Below are 16,629 nucleotides of genomic sequence, written 5' to 3'. Positions count from 1 at the left end.
GCGTTTTAAGATTAAACGTAAAAAAAATCCTCAAACTGTTCAATTTGAGGATTTTTAAATGCTGACATATAAGGTTTTATCCTAAGAACGGATAACGATAATCTGTTGGTGTTACAAATGTTTCTTTTATCATTCTTGGAGATACCCAACGCAATAAGTTTAAAGCACTACCAGCTTTGTCATTTGTTCCAGATGCTCTTGCTCCTCCAAATGGCTGTTGACCTACAACTGCTCCTGTTGGTTTATCATTAATATAGAAGTTTCCAGCACAGTTTTGAAGTGCTTTTGTTGCTTCTTGAATTGCATATCTATCTGTAGCTAAAACAGCTCCAGTTAATGCATATTCACTAGTTTCGTCTACTAGTTTTAAAGTTTCAGAATACTCATTTTCATCATATACATAAATTGTAATAACAGGGCCAAATAATTCTGTACACATAGTCGTGTATTTTGGATTGTTAGTTACAATAACAGTTGGTTCAATAAAATATCCTTTGCTTTTATCGTAATGTCCACCAACGATGATTTCAGCATCACTATCATTTTTGGCAGCATCTATATACTTAGCTAATTTATCAAATGATCCTTCGTGAATTACAGCTGTAACAAAGTTACTTAAATCTTCAGGCGACCCCATTTTAAAAGATGTTACATCTTCAATAACGCGATTTTTCACAGTTTCCCATAAGTTCGAAGGTACATAAGCCCTTGAAGCTGCACTACATTTTTGTCCTTGAAACTCAAAAGCACCTCTGGAGATGGCTGTAGCAACTTGAATAGGATTGGCTGTTTTGTGGGCAATAATAAAATCTTTACCTCCAGTTTCTCCTACAATTCTAGGATAGGTTTTGTAGTTATGAATATTATTTCCAATCTTTTTCCAAAGTTCTTTAAAAATGTATGTTGAACCAGTAAAATGTAATCCAGAAAAATCAGGACTGTCCATTACAGTATCTGTAATCATAACAGGGTCTCCAAATACGACGTTAATAACGCCATCAGGGACACCAGCTTCTTTAAATACATCCATAATTACCTTTGCAGAAAATATTTGACTATCACTAGGTTTCCAAACTACTACATTCCCCATCATGGCCATACAAGCAGGAAGATTTCCTGCAATTGCAGTAAAATTAAATGGTGTTACTGCATATGTGAACCCTTCAAGAGGACGATATTCCAATCGGTTCCAAGCGCCGCTTGTACTTTCAGGTTGTTCATGGTAAATATCAGTCATGAATTGTACGTTAAAACGCAAGAAATCTATTAATTCACACGCTGCGTCAATTTCAGCCTGGTGTACTGTTTTCGATTGAGCAATCATGGTTGCTGCATTAATTTTGGCTCTGTAAGGTCCAGCAATTAATTCGGCAGCTTTTAAGAAAATCCCTGCACGTTGTTCCCAAGGTAATTCAGCCCATGTTTCTCTAGCTTTAAGAGCCGTAGCAATAGCATCTTCTACATGAGATTTTTCGGCTAAATGATACGTTCCTACAATATGTTGATGGTCGTGAGGTGCAGACATGGTTTTAGTATTTCCTGTCGTCACATCTTTTCCGTTAATATATAATGGAACATCAATTTTAGTATTCCACATGTTTTTGTAAGCGGCTAAAACTGCTTCACGCTCAGGAGATCCTGGAGCATAAGATTTTACAGGCTCATTTATAGCTACTGGTACGTTGAAAAATCCTTTTCCCATCTTAAATTTTTGATTTAGAAATTGCTTTTTATTTTGAAGATGCAAAGTTACGATTTTTTGACGACTAATGACGAAATGACCATTAAAACAAGGTTAAAATAATGGGTAAATTTTTGTAAGTTGCCATCAATACTATTTATATGAACGACGGAATTATTCTAACTCTAGCTTACCCAGAAACAATTGTCTCTCATGCAGATGAGTGGTACTCTAGATTTTTGAGGTTTTTTTTTATTGGAAATAAAAAACATGTAAGGGCTGGACATGCTGCTTTAGTTCTTATTGATAAGTCTACAGGTATTTTAGAATATCATGATTTTGGAAGATATGTGACGACTTCATCTCACGGAAGAGTGAGAGGAAGAGAAACAGATTTTGAGCTAAATTTCCCGATCCAAGCTAAGATTGAAGGTGATACCATTCAAAATCTTGAGGACATTCTGAAATTTTTGGCAACGCAACCTAAATTAACACATGGAGAAGGTCATTTATATGCTTCTGTATGCAGTGCTATTGATTACAAAAAAGCAAGAACTTATATTAACAATGAGCAAAGCAAAGGTTTTGTGAGATATGCGGCTTTTGTAAAAGAGGCATGCAACTGTGCACGTTTTGTGACAGATAGTTTGATTGCGAGTATCACAAATGAGAAGATTAAATCGAAACTTATTAAGTCAAAGGGATTTACACCAAGTACAATAGGAAATGTTGTGATTGCTGATACCGAAGATTTTGTATATAAGGTTTCGGAAACCGGTGAGATTTCTGAGTTTAAGTCAACAGTAGCTAAAGAGAATAGACGTTTGTTTTTAGACGTACTTAAAGGGTATAGGCCAAGTATGGTTGGCGGCCTTGAACCCAAACAAAATAATGTTAAGGTTGATCATGCTCAATGGTTAAGTGGTATTGGCGCTGGAGCATGGTTTGAGATTCATGATTTAAATTGCAAAGTGAATTATAGGTATCGACGAATTTCACCACATGGCGATATAGATTGTGATGGAATTTATAAAATTACTTTAGAGGGTTTTGATATTAATTCTGCCTACGAGTTTGTACATTATTCTAACTGTAAGTTCTTTCATATCAAGCAGAATGATACAACCTACAAGTTTGAATTTCAAAAACATTTTTCAGTTAATTAAGAGCAAAAGGAGCACTTAATTTAAACGAAGGAATAATAACTTTGAATTTGTTGGTGTTTGTAAAGTTAACCATATTATAGTGACCTTGCATGGCACCAAAAGGAGAGGTTAACAAGCAACCCGAATTATAGGTATGTGATTCTCCAGGTTTTAAAACAGGTTTTTTACCAATAACACCTTCGCCTTCAACAATATCAACATTATTGAGTGCATCTAGTATTCTCCAATATCTTGAATTGAGTTGGACAGAATCTTTGCTCTGGTTTTCAATAGTTACCTTATAGCCAAAAGCAAAGTGCACTTTATAGTTTTTATAAAATGTACCTTCGAAAGATGTTTCGACAGAGATTTTAATCCCACTTGTAACTTGTTGAACCATGAATTATTGAAAATAATAGCTTACAAAAATAAATAATTTTCAACTAAATTGGACACTTTTTTAAAATTATGCAAATTTTTAACAACATTTAGATTTTCAGCCGATTAACGGTTTTAAAAATCAGTTGAAATTGCAAATTCCTCAATGGTTTTAAAAAAGTTAATGATGTCCTTTTCTTGAAGGACAGTATTAATAGTTACCATTCTCACAAAATCTTGATTTCGGAAATTCCCAAAACCTACCATTAATTGTGAATGCTCATATAGAGCTGTGCACAAAGTTTTTGCAGGAATAGCTTTATAGTTAAAGCAAACCGAAATGGAGTTGTCATAACTGTATAAGGTATAGTCAGGATGGTTTTTTATGTAATTTCTGGCAATATCTGCTAGATGGAATTGATGGTTTACTATAGATTTAAGTCCGTTACCACCAACAGATTTCCAAAGCGTCCATAATTTTAAGGCATCATTTCGGCGACCACATTGTAGTGATGTTTTTCCTAAGTTAAAATCGTCATTATTGGTTTGATACAGATAGTCTGCCTCATTAGAAAAAGATTGATATAAATGGGCTTTGTCTCTTGTAACAATTATAGAACAACTCAATGGAGTTCCTAGCATTTTATGAGCATTTACACTAAATGAATCGGTGTATTCTATACCATTGGTTAGATGTTTATAGTCATCACTAAAAATAACAGCGCCACAATAAGCACCATCTAAATGTAGCCAGACATCATGTTTTTTGCAAACTTTGCTGAGTTGTTTAACATCGTCAAAGGCTCCCAAAACAGTAGTTCCGGCAGTGGCATTCACGAAAAAAGGTTGATATCCTTGAGCAATATCATGAGTGATTTTGGCATCTAGATCTTCGGCTAACATTTGGCCTTTGTCATTTGTTTTTATCGATCTTACTTGGTGTCTTCCAACACCTATAAAAGATGCATTTTTTGCAATAGAATAATGAGATACCTCGGAGGTGTAGAGTGTCATTGTGTTATTAATTCCTTCATTTCTAACAGAAGGATTGTATTTATCTCTAGCCATTAGTACTGCCATGTAGTTACTCATAGATCCACCAGGAGCAAAAGTGCCATCTGCAGAACTTGGATAACCAATAATATCACAAATTTTGCGTAATACCGTTTTTTCAATGCCTACTTGCGGTCCAGCTACTTTGTATGTGTACATGCTATTGTTGAGCATAACAGCCAGTAAATCGCCTAATGTAGCTCTTGGAATTCTTCCACCAAATAATTGATTAAAAAAAGACGTAGATGCTGTTTTAGGAGTACTTCTAATAATGTCTTTTAAGCTAGTCTTAAAATCACTGTCAATAGTTGGCTCATTAGTAAGTTGAAGATCGAGTGTCTCATAGAGAACATTTGTGTCAATAGGAGTTGCTACAGGATGATTTTTTTCTTCAGAAATTAGCAATTCTACGAGTTCTGAGAACAAAGATAAATCGTTTTGCATTTGCAGTGATGGGTCTTAAATTTTGGCTTGTGTAAATTTATTCCTATTTTTCGGAATAATATGAAAATCCCCTTAAATATCAGATTCTTACTTTGAAATCTCCAGAGAACATTCAAAAACTAATAGCGATTTTGTCGAAGTCTTCAGTTGAAGATTACAATAGTGTGCTTAATAATTTTAATTTCGAGACTATAGACTTTAAACCGTTTGAAAGTTGGTCTGAGGAAAAATACACGAGAAACTGTTTGTATAGAGATGATAAATTTGAGCTTATTCTATTGTGTTGGGAAAAAGGTCAAGGCACGGCTATTCATGGTCATGATGGTGAAGATTGCTGGGTGTATTTACTAGAGGGAGAAATGGAAGAAGTTATGTTTAGTCTTGATGACTTAGATCATTTAAAGGAGGTAGGATCACAAAAAGTAATACCACAGCAGCTTACGTTTATGAACGACAAAATTGGGTTTCATAAATTAAAAAATAGTGCTAATGGCTCTTCTATAAGTTTACATTTATATGCTCAACCTATTGAAAATTGCGTGTCGTATGATGAATCTACTAAACGTTTTATTGACCGACAATTGAATTACGATACTTTTAAGCAATTAGCACTCAGAGATTAATTAGTAATATTTACCGAATTTGCTTCTCCAAAACCAATAAGCTGGTCAAAACGAGCACCTAAATCTCTATAGTACACGAGTACTTTGTAATTGTTTTCGGTTTGCCAAAAATTGCCACTAATTTTACCTTCATCTATTTGGCCTTTACTATCGGCAACAACATATTTATAGTTGTAGAATCCTTGTTTGAGTTTAATTACAGCTTCGTATCGACCACTTGTATCGTCATATGACATTTTGTTTAAGTCGTCTAGCCCATAATTATTGAAATTCCCATAGACGTACACAGATTTACCATCTTCAAGTTTTGGATGAATCAAAGAGAAATGAACTTTTGTATAATCGGCTTCAATATCTACGTCATCGGTATCTAAAGCAGTAATTAAAAAATTACCGTTAATGTCAGGATTATAAGTATAAGGCTGACTATATCGTGGTCCGTCAAGAAATAAGTAGCTGTTGTAAATATCTTTAAGGTCTATAAATTGAACACCAACATTGGCCCCTCTAACATCTTTAGTTTCAAAGAACCGAAATTCATTACTTGCCCAAAATGCTGTTTCTGTGGTGTATTTGTAGATAAGCTCTTTTCCAATAGTGTATTGAGGTTTAATTCCGGTAATGGCCGTGTGTAAATTGTTGTTTTGAATGATTAGAGTTTTTACAGTTTCCTTAGGATTGTTTAAGTTTAAACCACCAGAATTTATAACAATATCAACACTCTGTTTACTCTCTAGGTATTTGACATCTCTAGACCTTTTAATGCTAACGCCTACACCTACTTGTTCTTTATAAATCATAAATTTTCTAGAGAATACAAGTTCGTCATCCTCGTTAAAAATAGAGATGATATAATTTCCAGATTTGGTTAAACCCCGTGTTTGCTTATTCGGGATTTGTAGATCATAATGAGAATAGAGTTGATAGGCATTAAATGAGTTTTGATAATTGATGATTCTGAAGTTATCAAAGCCGCTCATGTATTCCATTTTTACCAAATTAGATTTCGTCCAATCATAATTGTAATGCTCTATTTTGTAATAGAAATCGGGCTCATCTGTAGTGAGAACGTCAAATTCTAAATTAAAGGCCTCACCTAATCTAATAATAGGGAGTTGTCCTTGCGAAGACGTTCTACTTTTAAAGGTGATGGTCTTGATATAATCGGGAGGATTTACTTCTTCAACTTGGGAAAATCCCAAATTCGAAACCAGTAAAGCTAACAGAAAATAATAAGTGTTCTTAATCATTAATAATAGTTTGATATGTAAAGATAAACAAAATCTATGCCTTAATATTGTTCAGCTTATTTAGAATCCTTAAAAATAACAAACTTAGAAAGCCTTACTATTTTATTACGTGGTAAATTCGTAAATTTGCACCGATTTTTAGACAACTAATTTCAATATAAAGCGTATGTCAAAAGACATTAAGATTAAAAAAGGTCTGGATATAAAACTTATTGGTGAAGCTGAAAAAGCAGTTGAACAAGCCATTATAAGTAATTTCTGCACTATCAGACCCGAAGATTTTCACAGCGTTATTCCGAAACTTGTAGCCAAAGAAGGTGCTACGTTAAAAGCAGGTGATGTTATCTTTTATGATAAATCAAATGAAGACATTAAGTTCGTGTCTCCAGTTTCAGGAACTGTGGTAGAAGTATTAAGAGGTCCTAAAAGACGTATTGATGCTATTAAGATTCAAGCGGACAAGGAGCAATCCTTTAAAGACTTTGGAAAGTTTAATATGGACGCTGATGCAGCGGCAATAAAAGGCCATTTATTGGCTTCAGGTTGTTGGGCATTTATTAAGCAAAGACCATATGATGTAATTGCAAATCCTGAAAAATCGCCTAAATCGATTTTTATTTCTGGTTATGCAACAGCTCCTCTAGCGGCCGATTTAGATTTTGTTTTAGAAGGAAAAGAGACCGAATTACAAGCGGCTGTTTCTGCCTTATCAAAATTAACAGATGGTCAAGTTCATATTGCTGTTGGGTCTAACAACTCACCATTGGCAAATATGAATGACGCAACAGTTCATCAAGTATCTGGTCCTCATCCTGCAGGAAATGTTGGAACTCATATTAATAAAATAGACCCTATAAATAAAGGCGAGACTGTTTGGACTGTAAATGCACAAGACCTTGTTGTTATTGGTGAATTATTGCTTACAGGTAAATTTAATGCAGAACGCATTGTGGCTTTAGCAGGTTCTTCAGTTAAAAAACCGAGATACTTTAAAACCAAAATAGGAAGCGAAGTGGCAACTATGGTGTACGATAATGGTGTTGAAAAAGATGGAAACGATCGTATTATTTCTGGTAATGTATTATCTGGAAAACAAGTAAAACCAGATGGGAGTTTAGGATATTATGATAATGTCATTACCGTTATCCCTGAAGGAGATGATTATGAATTTTTTGGTTGGAATAAACCAATTTTTAATAAAATATCAACATCAAGAGCATTGACGTTTTCTTGGTTGAATCCGAAGAAAAAGTATAACCTAAACACCAATACAAATGGTGAACATAGGGCTTTTGTTGTGACTGGATCATATGAGCAAGTTTTTCCATTGGATATCTATCCGATGCAAATTCTAAAAGCATGTATGTACGAAGATTTAGATGAGATGGAGGCTTTAGGAATGTACGAAGTAGCACCTGAAGATTTTGCCTTGACAGAATTTATTTGTGTTTCCAAACAGCCACACCAAGATATAATTAGAAAAGGATTAGACTTAATGCTTAAAGAGATAGGATAATGGGTTTAAAAAGTAGTTTACATAATTTTAGAGAAAAGAACAAAGACAAAAAATGGTTGCCTGCATTTTCGGCAATTCATACGTTTTTATTCTTACCTAATGAGACAACCCATAATGGGACTCATATAAAAGCAGCCGATGATTTAAAGCGTACCATGAACATTGTGATTATGGCAATGGTTCCTTGTTTGCTTTTTGGAATGTTTAACGCTGGTTACCAACATCACTTAGCATTTGGAGAGATTCAACAAGCAACAGGTGGTTTCTTTAGTTCTGGATTTTGGACTATGGACAACTTTATGGTTGGTTTCTGGAAAGTTATTCCATTAGTAATCGTGTCTTATGGTGTAGGTTTAGCCATTGAGATTTTGTTTGCAATGAAAAACAAACATGAGGTAGAAGAAGGATATCTGGTAACAGGTATGTTAGTGCCTTTAATTGTACCAATTGATACACCGTTATGGATGCTTGCAGTTGCTGTAGCATTTGGTGTTGTTATTGGAAAGGAAGTGTTTGGTGGTACTGGAATGAATATTCTAAATCCTGCCTTAACCATTAGAGCCTTTTTATTCTTCGCTTATCCAACATGGATGTCTGGTGATAAAGTTTGGGTTCAAGGTGCGGTTGAGCGCGATCAATTGATTGCAGCTGGTGAAAAACTTGACGCCATATCTGGTGAAACAGTATTAGGAAGTCTAGCTCAAAATAAAGGAGCTGGTTATGAGATCATGGATATGTTCAATGGTTTTATTCCTGGTTCTGTTGGTGAAACATCAACAATTTTAATTCTATTGGCTGGATTATTTTTAATCTTTACGAAGATTGGAAGCTGGAGAATTATGTTGTCATCTGTTTTAGGAGCATTAGCCATGGGATTAATTTTTAATGGTGTAATAAGTTCAGGATGGATAACAGAGTCAAGCAAATTCTTTGGCTTGATGAATACAGAGTTTTGGCACCATTTACTTATTGGTGGATTTGCTTTCGGTACAGTCTTTATGGCTACAGATCCTGTAACAGCTTCGCAAACAAATAAAGGAAAATGGATTTACGGATTTTTAGTTGGGTTTATTTCAATAATGATTCGTGTATTTAATCCAGCCTATCCAGAAGGTGTAATGTTAGCTATTCTATTAATGAATGTGTTTGCACCAACTATAGATCATTACGTAGTTCGAGGTAATGTGAAGAAAAGAATGAAACGTCTAAAAGTTAAAACTGCTTAATGATGGAAAAGAGAACAGATAAAAACTCATATACGATAATTTTTGCCATAGCTATGGTATTGATTGTTGGTACACTTTTATCAGGAATTGCAGAAGCAACAAAAGATAAAATTACAGAAAATGAACGTTTAGAGAAACAACAAAATATTCTCTATGCTATGGGCATAAATGAAAATGAAGGTACTAGTGCAAACTTTGTATCAACAGATGATGCTCCACAATTATTTGATAAATACATCAAACAACAATTGGTTGTAAGTAAAAATGGTCAGGCTGTAGAGAATGATCAAGCGTATTTAATCGATGTTAAGAAAGAGCAAGCAAAAGCAAAGGCAGGTGAAGAAAGACAATTACCTCTGTTTGTTGGAGAAGATGAAAATGGTAAGACATATTATATCGCTCCAATTAGAGGAAAAGGTCTATGGGATGCCATTTGGGCTTATGTTGCTATGGATGAGAATATGGTTGTGCAAGGTGCATATTTTGATCATAAAGGAGAAACACCTGGTTTAGGTGCTAATATTAAACAACGTTTCTTTATGGATGATTTCATTGGAGAACACTTAATGTCCAATGGAAGTTTTAAAGGAATTAATGTTGCCAAGGGTAATGCAGATCCAAAAAATAATGATAAAACAGATAATGAGGTAGACGCTATTGCAGGAGCCACTATTACAGGTGATGGTGTTTCGGCAATGATTAAAAGTGACTTAAAACTTTATGTGCCTTATTTTAAAAACTTAAAAAAATAGTAATATGGGCTTACTTTCAAAAAAAGACGCAGCTTTAATAAAAGATCCATTAGCAGATAATAACCCAATTACAATCCAAGTATTAGGTATTTGTTCGGCTTTGGCAATTACAGCAGAGCTTGAGGCATCTATAGTAATGTCAATCTCCGTATTGTTTGTATTAGGTGTAGGTAATGTGGTTATCTCATTAATGAGAAATATTATTCCATCAAAAATTAGAATTATTGTACAGCTTATTGTTGTAGCAACTTTGGTAATTATAGTGGATTTAGTTCTGAAAGCTTTTGCATACGAATTAAGTAAAACCCTTTCCGTTTTTGTAGGATTAATTATTACCAACTGTATTATCATGGGACGTTTTGAAGCCTTTGCCTTAGGTAATGGACCTTGGAGATCATTCTTGGATGGTATAGGAAACGCATTAGGATATGCTGTAATATTAATTATTGTAGGGTTTTTTAGAGAGCTTTTAGGTTCTGGAACTTTATTAGGTATTCCTGTATTAGGAGACCCTATTGAGAAAACTGGACTTTATGCATTTGGTTATGAGAATAATGGATTTATGTTATTATCGCCAATGGCATTAATAGTTGTAGGTATTATTATTTGGGTACAACGTACAAGAAACAAAACATTAATTGAGGATTAAAATCCTCTTCAATTTCTCTGAAGCGTTATTCTAGTTAGAGAAAAAATGAAAGAGGAAAAAATATAAAATATGGAACATATAGAATTATTTTTCAAATCAATATTTATAGATAACATGGTATTTGCCACATTCCTTGGGATGTGTTCTTACCTTGCCGTATCTAAGAAAGTGTCAACAGCTGTTGGTTTAGGAGCCGCTGTAATTTTCGTATTAGCGATTACAGTGCCTTTAAACTGGTTGTTGGATCAATATATATTACAACCTGGAGCACTATCTTGGATGGGACCAGAGTATGCAGATTATGATTTAAGTTTCTTATCATTTATCATGTTTATTGCAACAATTGCTACCATGGTACAATTGGTGGAAATTGTAGTAGAGAAATTCTCTCCTTCATTATATAACTCTCTTGGTATCTTTTTACCATTAATTGCTGTAAACTGTGCCATTTTAGGTGGTTCATTATTTATGCAATCAAGAGAAATAGCAACATTAGGATTAGCTACAACTTATGGTATAGGTTCTGGTATAGGATGGTTCTTAGCAATTTTAGCTATTGCCGCTATCCGCGAGAAAATTAGATACTCTAATGTGCCACCTGCTCTAAGAGGTTTAGGAATTACATTTATTATCACTGGACTTATGGCTATTGGTTTTATGAGTTTTGGTGGAATGTTAACTGGAGGTGAAGAAGAAAGCACAAATCCTCAAGAAGAAGTACAACAACTTCAAAATGAGGAAGAGAATAATGAATTTGGAGATAACACAACTAATTAATTAACATGGTATTAGCAGCAGGAACATTAGGAACAGTAATAGCTACAGTAGCAGCATTTTTATTAGTAACATTAATATTGGTTGCCCTATTATTGTTTGTTAAACAAAAATTATCACCATCTGGTCCAGTAACGATTAAGATAAATGGTGAAAAAGAGATTCAAGTGGCTTCTGGAGGTACTTTACTTTCAACATTAGGAGGAGAAAAAATATTCTTACCATCTGCTTGTGGTGGAGGTGGAACATGTATACAATGTGAATGTCACGTTTTATCTGGAGGTGGTGAAGCATTACCTACAGAAACGCCACATTTCAGTAGAAAAGAATTACAACATGGTGCTCGTTTATCTTGTCAAGTAAAGGTAAAACAAGACATGGAAATCACCATTCCGGAAGAAATCTTTGGAATTAAAAAATGGGAAGCAACAGTTGTTTCTAACTATAATGTAGCCACGTTTATTAAAGAATTTATTGTAGAGATTCCAGAAGATATGGGCTATAAAGCTGGTGGTTATATTCAAATTGAAATTCCAGAAATTGAAGTTAAGTATTCTGAAATGGATGTTACTGCGCATCCTGAAGATCATCCAGGAGAGCCAGATAAATTTAAACCAGATTGGGAAAAATTTGGATTATGGCCATTGGTAATGAAAAATACTGAAACTGTTGAAAGAGCATATTCTATGGCTTCTTACCCTGCTGAGGGAAGAAAAATCATGCTTAACGTTCGTATTGCAACACCTCCTTTTGATCGTGCCAAAGGTGGATGGATGGATGTAAATCCAGGAATTGCATCGTCATACATTTTTAACCAAAAAGAAGGAGATAAAGTGACTATCTCGGGGCCTTATGGCGAATTCTTTATCAATGAGTCTGAAGCTGAGATGTTGTACGTTGGTGGAGGAGCTGGTATGGCGCCAATGCGTTCGCATTTATACGAATTGTTTAGAACTATTAAAACAGGTCGTAAAGTTACTTATTGGTACGGAGGACGTTCTAAAGCTGAGTTGTTTTATATACATTATTTTAGAGCATTAGAAAAAGATTTTCCAAATTTTAAATTCTATTTGGCATTATCAGAACCACTAGAACAAGACAATTGGAAAGTTAAGGCTGATATAAATGACGAAGCAGGTGATGGGTTTGTAGGTTTTATTCATCAAGTGGTAATAGACCAATATTTATCAAAGCATGATTCACCAGAAGATATCGAATTGTACTTCTGTGGCCCTCCATTAATGAATCAAGCTGTTCAAAAAATGGGTGAAGATTTTGGTATAGATGACGAGAATATTAGATTTGATGACTTTGGTGGATAGACACTAAATGTTATGTAATTATGACAATCACTTCGCAATAACGATGTGGAATCTAGATAAAAAAAACCAACTCAATTGAGTTGGTTTTTTGTTTTTTAAAGCGCAGTAGCTTATGAGTTGTCTTTCGGATAATCTTCCTTTGATTCCTGTTTCATTTTAATATATGCCGCAACCAATCGTATACCAAGTCTGGCACATAGGATTACGGTAATTACTATAACAATGTCAAATCCACTCATGACGTTTTATTTGTATTCTACTATTAAAAAAACGGCTGTGCTGTCACCAATATTTAATACTTCATGGACAGTCATTTCATCTTTACTAAAACTATAACCCGTTGGCACATTTACGTCTCTTGTTCCTGTAGTATCTTTAATTCTGAATCTACTTCCCGCTATGGTATATCCAAAATGCGGTCTATGGTAATGTTTTTCGTGTCCAACACCTGGTTTAAATGTACACTTAAGTACTCTGGCATTTGCATTGTCTTCAACAACCTCACAAACCGACTCATTGTTCCAGCCAGCTTCTAAAGGGTCTGGCAGATCGTTTTGATGCTTACAGCTAACTATAAGTAGGAAGAAGCATACAAGTGTTACAACTAGACTATTATATAAGAACTCTATTTTTAAACGCATTAATAATGTTTACTTTTTTAGGCTTTTCAAAATGTCCTCAATGGCCTTATCGAGTTGAGGTTGATTATCATGTAAGCGGTCTTTAAAGTCTTCTTTTACATAGATGTCTGGACTTACACCAGTGAACTCTAAATTATCTCCATCTAAAGTATAGCAACCCCAAGATGGCAACCTATAAAAAGAGCCATCTACTAATCCTGCGCCAGATGTAAATATGATCCAACGATACGTTTCTGTTCCTATAACTTTTCCTAATCCGAGCTCTTTAAATCCAGCTGAAGTTACTTCGGCATCACTAAGAGTTTGCTCATTAACAAGTATAATGATAGGTTTTGCAGCAGGTCCAAAATTTGGTTGAGGAGCAAGTTTGCCCTCACGATATTTCCACTGAGCATAAGGCTTTTGTGCTAAGAATTGTAAAACGTCATCATGAACATTACCACCAGTATTATTTCTTAAATCTAGAATTAAGGCCTCTTTATTATAGGCTTCAGATACCATTTCTCTTTTGAAATTGTTCAGCTGGCCTCCTCCCATATTCTTCATGTGCACATAGGCAATCTTATTTCCACTTTTACGATCTACATAAGATTGATTATTAGCAACCCATTCGTCATATAATAAACCTCTTAAATTTCCTGATGAAATAGGATGAATACTCACATCGTGTGATTTGCCAGCTCTGTTAAAAGTTAGACGTATCTCTCTATCCCTTGATGGCTTACTGAAATAGTAGGCTCTGTTCCTTTTTGCATCTACAGCCTGACCATTAACATGTGTAAGCACATCACCAGATTTAATATCTTTTCCAGTGACGTCAGCAGGACTTTTAGCAACAATACGCGCCACAGTATATGGATTGTTTTTATCAAATTGAATTCCGGTTTCCATCGTTCTACTTCCATAATAAGCATCATCTTCTGGACCATTAGATCTGAATCCGAAATGAGACGTATTTAACTCACCTAACATATCATTAAATAATAGGCTAAGCTGTGAACGCTTTGTTATATAAGGTAAAAAAGAGGCGTATTTGTCTCTTAATTTCTGCCAATTTTCTCCATGGAAATTTTCATCATAAAAATTAGATTCAAAACCTGCCCATGCTTCAAAAAACATTTGATTAAATTCATCGTTTAAGTTCTTCTGAAATGTAGCGTCGATTTTAATTTTAGTGAGCTTATTAGAGCTTAGATTTACTTTATTAATGGCGCCATTAACGAGCATATATGGAGTGTTCTTTACAATTTTTGTTTGAAAACCTCTAATACTTTGTGTTCCTACTTTTTCAGTTTTATTAGGTTCAAAAGGTTTAATAATGGTTCGCCATAAATTATAGTTGCCTTTATCATGATTAGAAAAATAATAAATATAAGTAGTTTCATCTTTACCAATAATATCTATACCACCTTGTAATCCAAAATTAGGACCTATACGCTCTATACGTTCCATTAGGCCGTTTTCATTAATTACGATAGTAACAGCGCTAGAAGATGCATCTTCTTTGTCATCATTTTTGTCCTTATCATCGTTATCGTCTTTGCTTTCTTCTTTGAAAAGCGCATCAAATTTATCCAGTTTATAAGGAGCTTCATACTTATCTAATGCCATTCTGTAAATATGAACTTCTCTATTTCCTCTAGGAAAACCCGGCTCAGTTAAGTTAGATTCAAAGAAAATGTACTTGCCATCTGGCGACCATACAGGATTAGATTCGCTAACCCCTGTATTGGTTAAGTTGATGACTTTTTTTGATGGAATATGATATGTAAAAATATCGAGTTCAAAATTTCGATATGCATTATAAAGCAGATAAGAATCATCTGGAGAGAAGTAAGCCGCACCTGCATATAGTGCCCAAAACTCGTCCTTAACAATAGTTTTACTTTTAAATGAACCTAAACTCATAAGTTTGAGTTCGTCTCTTCCGCTTATATAACATGCGTTTTCAAGTTTGTGATCCAGAACAATATTGATGTTATTCTTGGCTTCATTGGTGACACGCTTTTCTGTGCCATCTCTATCGGCCGAAATGGTGAATAAATTACTGTAACCATTTGCCGTTTGATTGTACAATAATGTTCTACTATCTTTTAGCCATTTCACTTCTAAAACACGCTCATTTGAAGTGGTATTTAGCTTTTTGATAAATTGACCTTTGATATCAGATACAAATAACTCTCCACGTGATACAAAGGCTATTTTTTTGTTATCTGGCGAAATGTCGAAGTAACTTATATTGTCTTTTACCTTGAAATCTTGCGATTTAGAAAGGGTATTGTTTCTATTTAGTCTTATTGCCACTTTCTGTGCTTTTTTAGTGGCCACATCATATATAAAGATTTGGTAGTCTTTCGTGAATACTACCTTTTGACCATTTGCACTTACTTGTGGTCTCCCTATAGACGATGAAAACTTAGTTAGAGCTATTTTAGAATTGTTTAAAAATGTATAGAGGTTATACTCATCGTTGTTCTCATCTGAAGCAAAGAATATTTGACCATTTCGATCTACTGTTGCCCACATATCCTTACCTCTATAGCTTGTATATTCTTTATAGGTGTCGGTTTTTGGATTATACGACTTAATATCAGGATTGTAATCACCTTTATAACGTTTACGATGAGTGAAGTTTTTACTTTCCCAACTCTCATTAAAGAAGATTTCACCAGTGTTTGGGTGTTCAACAACATTGTGCACATTGTTAAAATAATGATCAAACAATCGCACAGGTGTCCCTCCATCTATGTTTAAAGCATAGCCAGCAAATCGATTGTAACGCGAAGAAGTAAAATAAATTTGCTTTGAGTCCCAAGACCAGCTGTCTACATCATCTGCTGCATCATGAAATGTAAGCTGTTTAATCTCTCCACCATTAATAGGCATAATATAAATATCCTTGTTGCCGTATTGTGTACCACTAAATGCAATCCAATTCCCATTTGGAGAAATTCGAGGTAGAGTTTCTTCACCATCCATAGCTGTGATTCGTAAGGCTTCACCACCAGAAGTAGGAGTTTTCCATAAATCACCATCATAACTAAATACTATAGTTTTTCCATCTGGAGTCAGTGTTGGATCTGTTTGAAAATAGGCTTCCTGTGCTTGTAATATTGAATTAAAAAATAAAAACAAAAAAAGTAGAGGTGTGCAATGTGTTTTCATAATATTAAAC

At 34.5% G+C, this 16,629-nt stretch carries 15 protein-coding genes; 8 read left to right on the top strand and 7 right to left on the bottom strand.

The window, feature by feature from the left end:
* Positions 1 to 76: 76 nt before the first annotated feature.
* On the bottom strand, positions 77 to 1,702 hold the full coding sequence (gene pruA / locus Q0893_RS11895; protein WP_298902273.1) for an L-glutamate gamma-semialdehyde dehydrogenase: 1,626 nt from the start codon (positions 1,700 to 1,702) through the stop codon (positions 77 to 79).
* A 140-nt stretch (positions 1,703 to 1,842) separates the two neighbouring features.
* On the opposite strand from pruA, the gene Q0893_RS11890 reads away from it, so the two are divergent.
* Positions 1,843 to 2,847, top strand: a complete 1,005-nt coding sequence (locus Q0893_RS11890; protein WP_298902274.1) for a DUF6695 family protein — start codon at positions 1,843 to 1,845, stop codon at positions 2,845 to 2,847.
* Here Q0893_RS11890 and apaG read toward each other — a convergent pair.
* Entirely contained in the window at positions 2,840 to 3,226 is a 387-nt protein-coding gene (apaG, locus tag Q0893_RS11885) for a Co2+/Mg2+ efflux protein ApaG (RefSeq protein ID WP_230936663.1), read from the bottom strand. The genes Q0893_RS11890 and apaG overlap by 8 nt on opposite strands.
* A gap of 113 nt (positions 3,227 to 3,339) precedes the next feature.
* Entirely contained in the window at positions 3,340 to 4,701 is a 1,362-nt protein-coding gene (locus Q0893_RS11880; protein WP_299275816.1) for an aminotransferase class V-fold PLP-dependent enzyme, read from the bottom strand.
* Between the two features lie 131 nt (positions 4,702 to 4,832).
* Between Q0893_RS11880 and Q0893_RS11875 the strand changes: the two genes are divergently transcribed.
* Positions 4,833 to 5,324 carry a cysteine dioxygenase family protein gene (locus tag Q0893_RS11875; protein WP_299275813.1) on the top strand — a complete coding sequence of 164 codons (492 nt, stop codon included), beginning with the start codon at positions 4,833 to 4,835 and terminating at the stop codon, positions 5,322 to 5,324.
* Here Q0893_RS11875 and Q0893_RS11870 read toward each other — a convergent pair.
* Positions 5,321 to 6,574, bottom strand: a complete 1,254-nt coding sequence (locus Q0893_RS11870) for a type IX secretion system plug protein domain-containing protein (protein ID WP_298902278.1) — start codon at positions 6,572 to 6,574, stop codon at positions 5,321 to 5,323. The two genes, Q0893_RS11875 and Q0893_RS11870, sit on opposite strands and share 4 nt — an antisense overlap.
* A gap of 166 nt (positions 6,575 to 6,740) precedes the next feature.
* On the opposite strand from Q0893_RS11870, the gene Q0893_RS11865 reads away from it, so the two are divergent.
* From Q0893_RS11865 to nqrF, 6 genes are all read left to right on the top strand, one after another.
* Positions 6,741 to 8,090 carry a Na(+)-translocating NADH-quinone reductase subunit A gene (locus Q0893_RS11865; protein ID WP_298902279.1) on the top strand — a complete coding sequence of 450 codons (1,350 nt, stop codon included), beginning with the start codon at positions 6,741 to 6,743 and terminating at the stop codon, positions 8,088 to 8,090.
* Positions 8,090 to 9,316: an NADH:ubiquinone reductase (Na(+)-transporting) subunit B gene (locus Q0893_RS11860; RefSeq protein WP_299275808.1), complete on the top strand. Its 1,227-nt coding sequence runs from the start codon at positions 8,090 to 8,092 to the stop codon at positions 9,314 to 9,316. The genes Q0893_RS11865 and Q0893_RS11860 overlap by 1 nt, the downstream gene beginning before the upstream one ends.
* 2 nt (positions 9,317 to 9,318) lie before the next feature.
* Positions 9,319 to 10,068, top strand: coding sequence for a Na(+)-translocating NADH-quinone reductase subunit C (locus Q0893_RS11855; RefSeq protein WP_299275805.1), 750 nt, complete (start codon positions 9,319 to 9,321; stop codon positions 10,066 to 10,068).
* Between the two features lie 4 nt (positions 10,069 to 10,072).
* The gene (locus Q0893_RS11850) at positions 10,073 to 10,717 is read left to right on the top strand and encodes an NADH:ubiquinone reductase (Na(+)-transporting) subunit D (protein ID WP_298902282.1); all 645 of its coding nucleotides are present in this window, start codon (positions 10,073 to 10,075) and stop codon (positions 10,715 to 10,717) included.
* A 69-nt stretch (positions 10,718 to 10,786) separates the two neighbouring features.
* The gene (gene nqrE / locus Q0893_RS11845; protein WP_298902283.1) at positions 10,787 to 11,494 is read left to right on the top strand and encodes an NADH:ubiquinone reductase (Na(+)-transporting) subunit E; all 708 of its coding nucleotides are present in this window, start codon (positions 10,787 to 10,789) and stop codon (positions 11,492 to 11,494) included.
* A 5-nt stretch (positions 11,495 to 11,499) separates the two neighbouring features.
* A complete protein-coding gene (gene nqrF / locus Q0893_RS11840) occupies positions 11,500 to 12,813 on the top strand; it encodes an NADH:ubiquinone reductase (Na(+)-transporting) subunit F (protein ID WP_298902285.1) in 1,314 nt (437 codons plus the stop codon).
* A gap of 110 nt (positions 12,814 to 12,923) precedes the next feature.
* On the opposite strand, the gene Q0893_RS11835 is transcribed toward nqrF, so the two are convergent.
* Genes Q0893_RS11835 through Q0893_RS11825 form a run of 3 tightly spaced genes read right to left on the bottom strand, consistent with a single transcriptional unit; the run spans position 12,924 to position 16,619 of the window.
* Positions 12,924 to 13,052 carry a hypothetical protein gene (locus Q0893_RS11835; protein WP_298902287.1) on the bottom strand — a complete coding sequence of 43 codons (129 nt, stop codon included), beginning with the start codon at positions 13,050 to 13,052 and terminating at the stop codon, positions 12,924 to 12,926.
* A 6-nt stretch (positions 13,053 to 13,058) separates the two neighbouring features.
* Positions 13,059 to 13,454 (bottom strand): cupin domain-containing protein, encoded by a 396-nt coding sequence (locus tag Q0893_RS11830; RefSeq protein WP_298902288.1) that lies wholly within the window; start codon positions 13,452 to 13,454, stop codon positions 13,059 to 13,061.
* Between the two features lie 9 nt (positions 13,455 to 13,463).
* Positions 13,464 to 16,619: a S41 family peptidase gene (locus tag Q0893_RS11825; RefSeq protein WP_298902289.1), complete on the bottom strand. Its 3,156-nt coding sequence runs from the start codon at positions 16,617 to 16,619 to the stop codon at positions 13,464 to 13,466.
* Positions 16,620 to 16,629: the final 10 nt, after the last annotated feature.

This window comes from uncultured Psychroserpens sp. (assembly GCF_947494225.1).
In the GTDB taxonomy this organism is placed as follows: Bacteria; Bacteroidota; Bacteroidia; order Flavobacteriales; family Flavobacteriaceae; genus Psychroserpens.
This window is presented reverse-complemented; position numbering and strand designations above follow the sequence as displayed.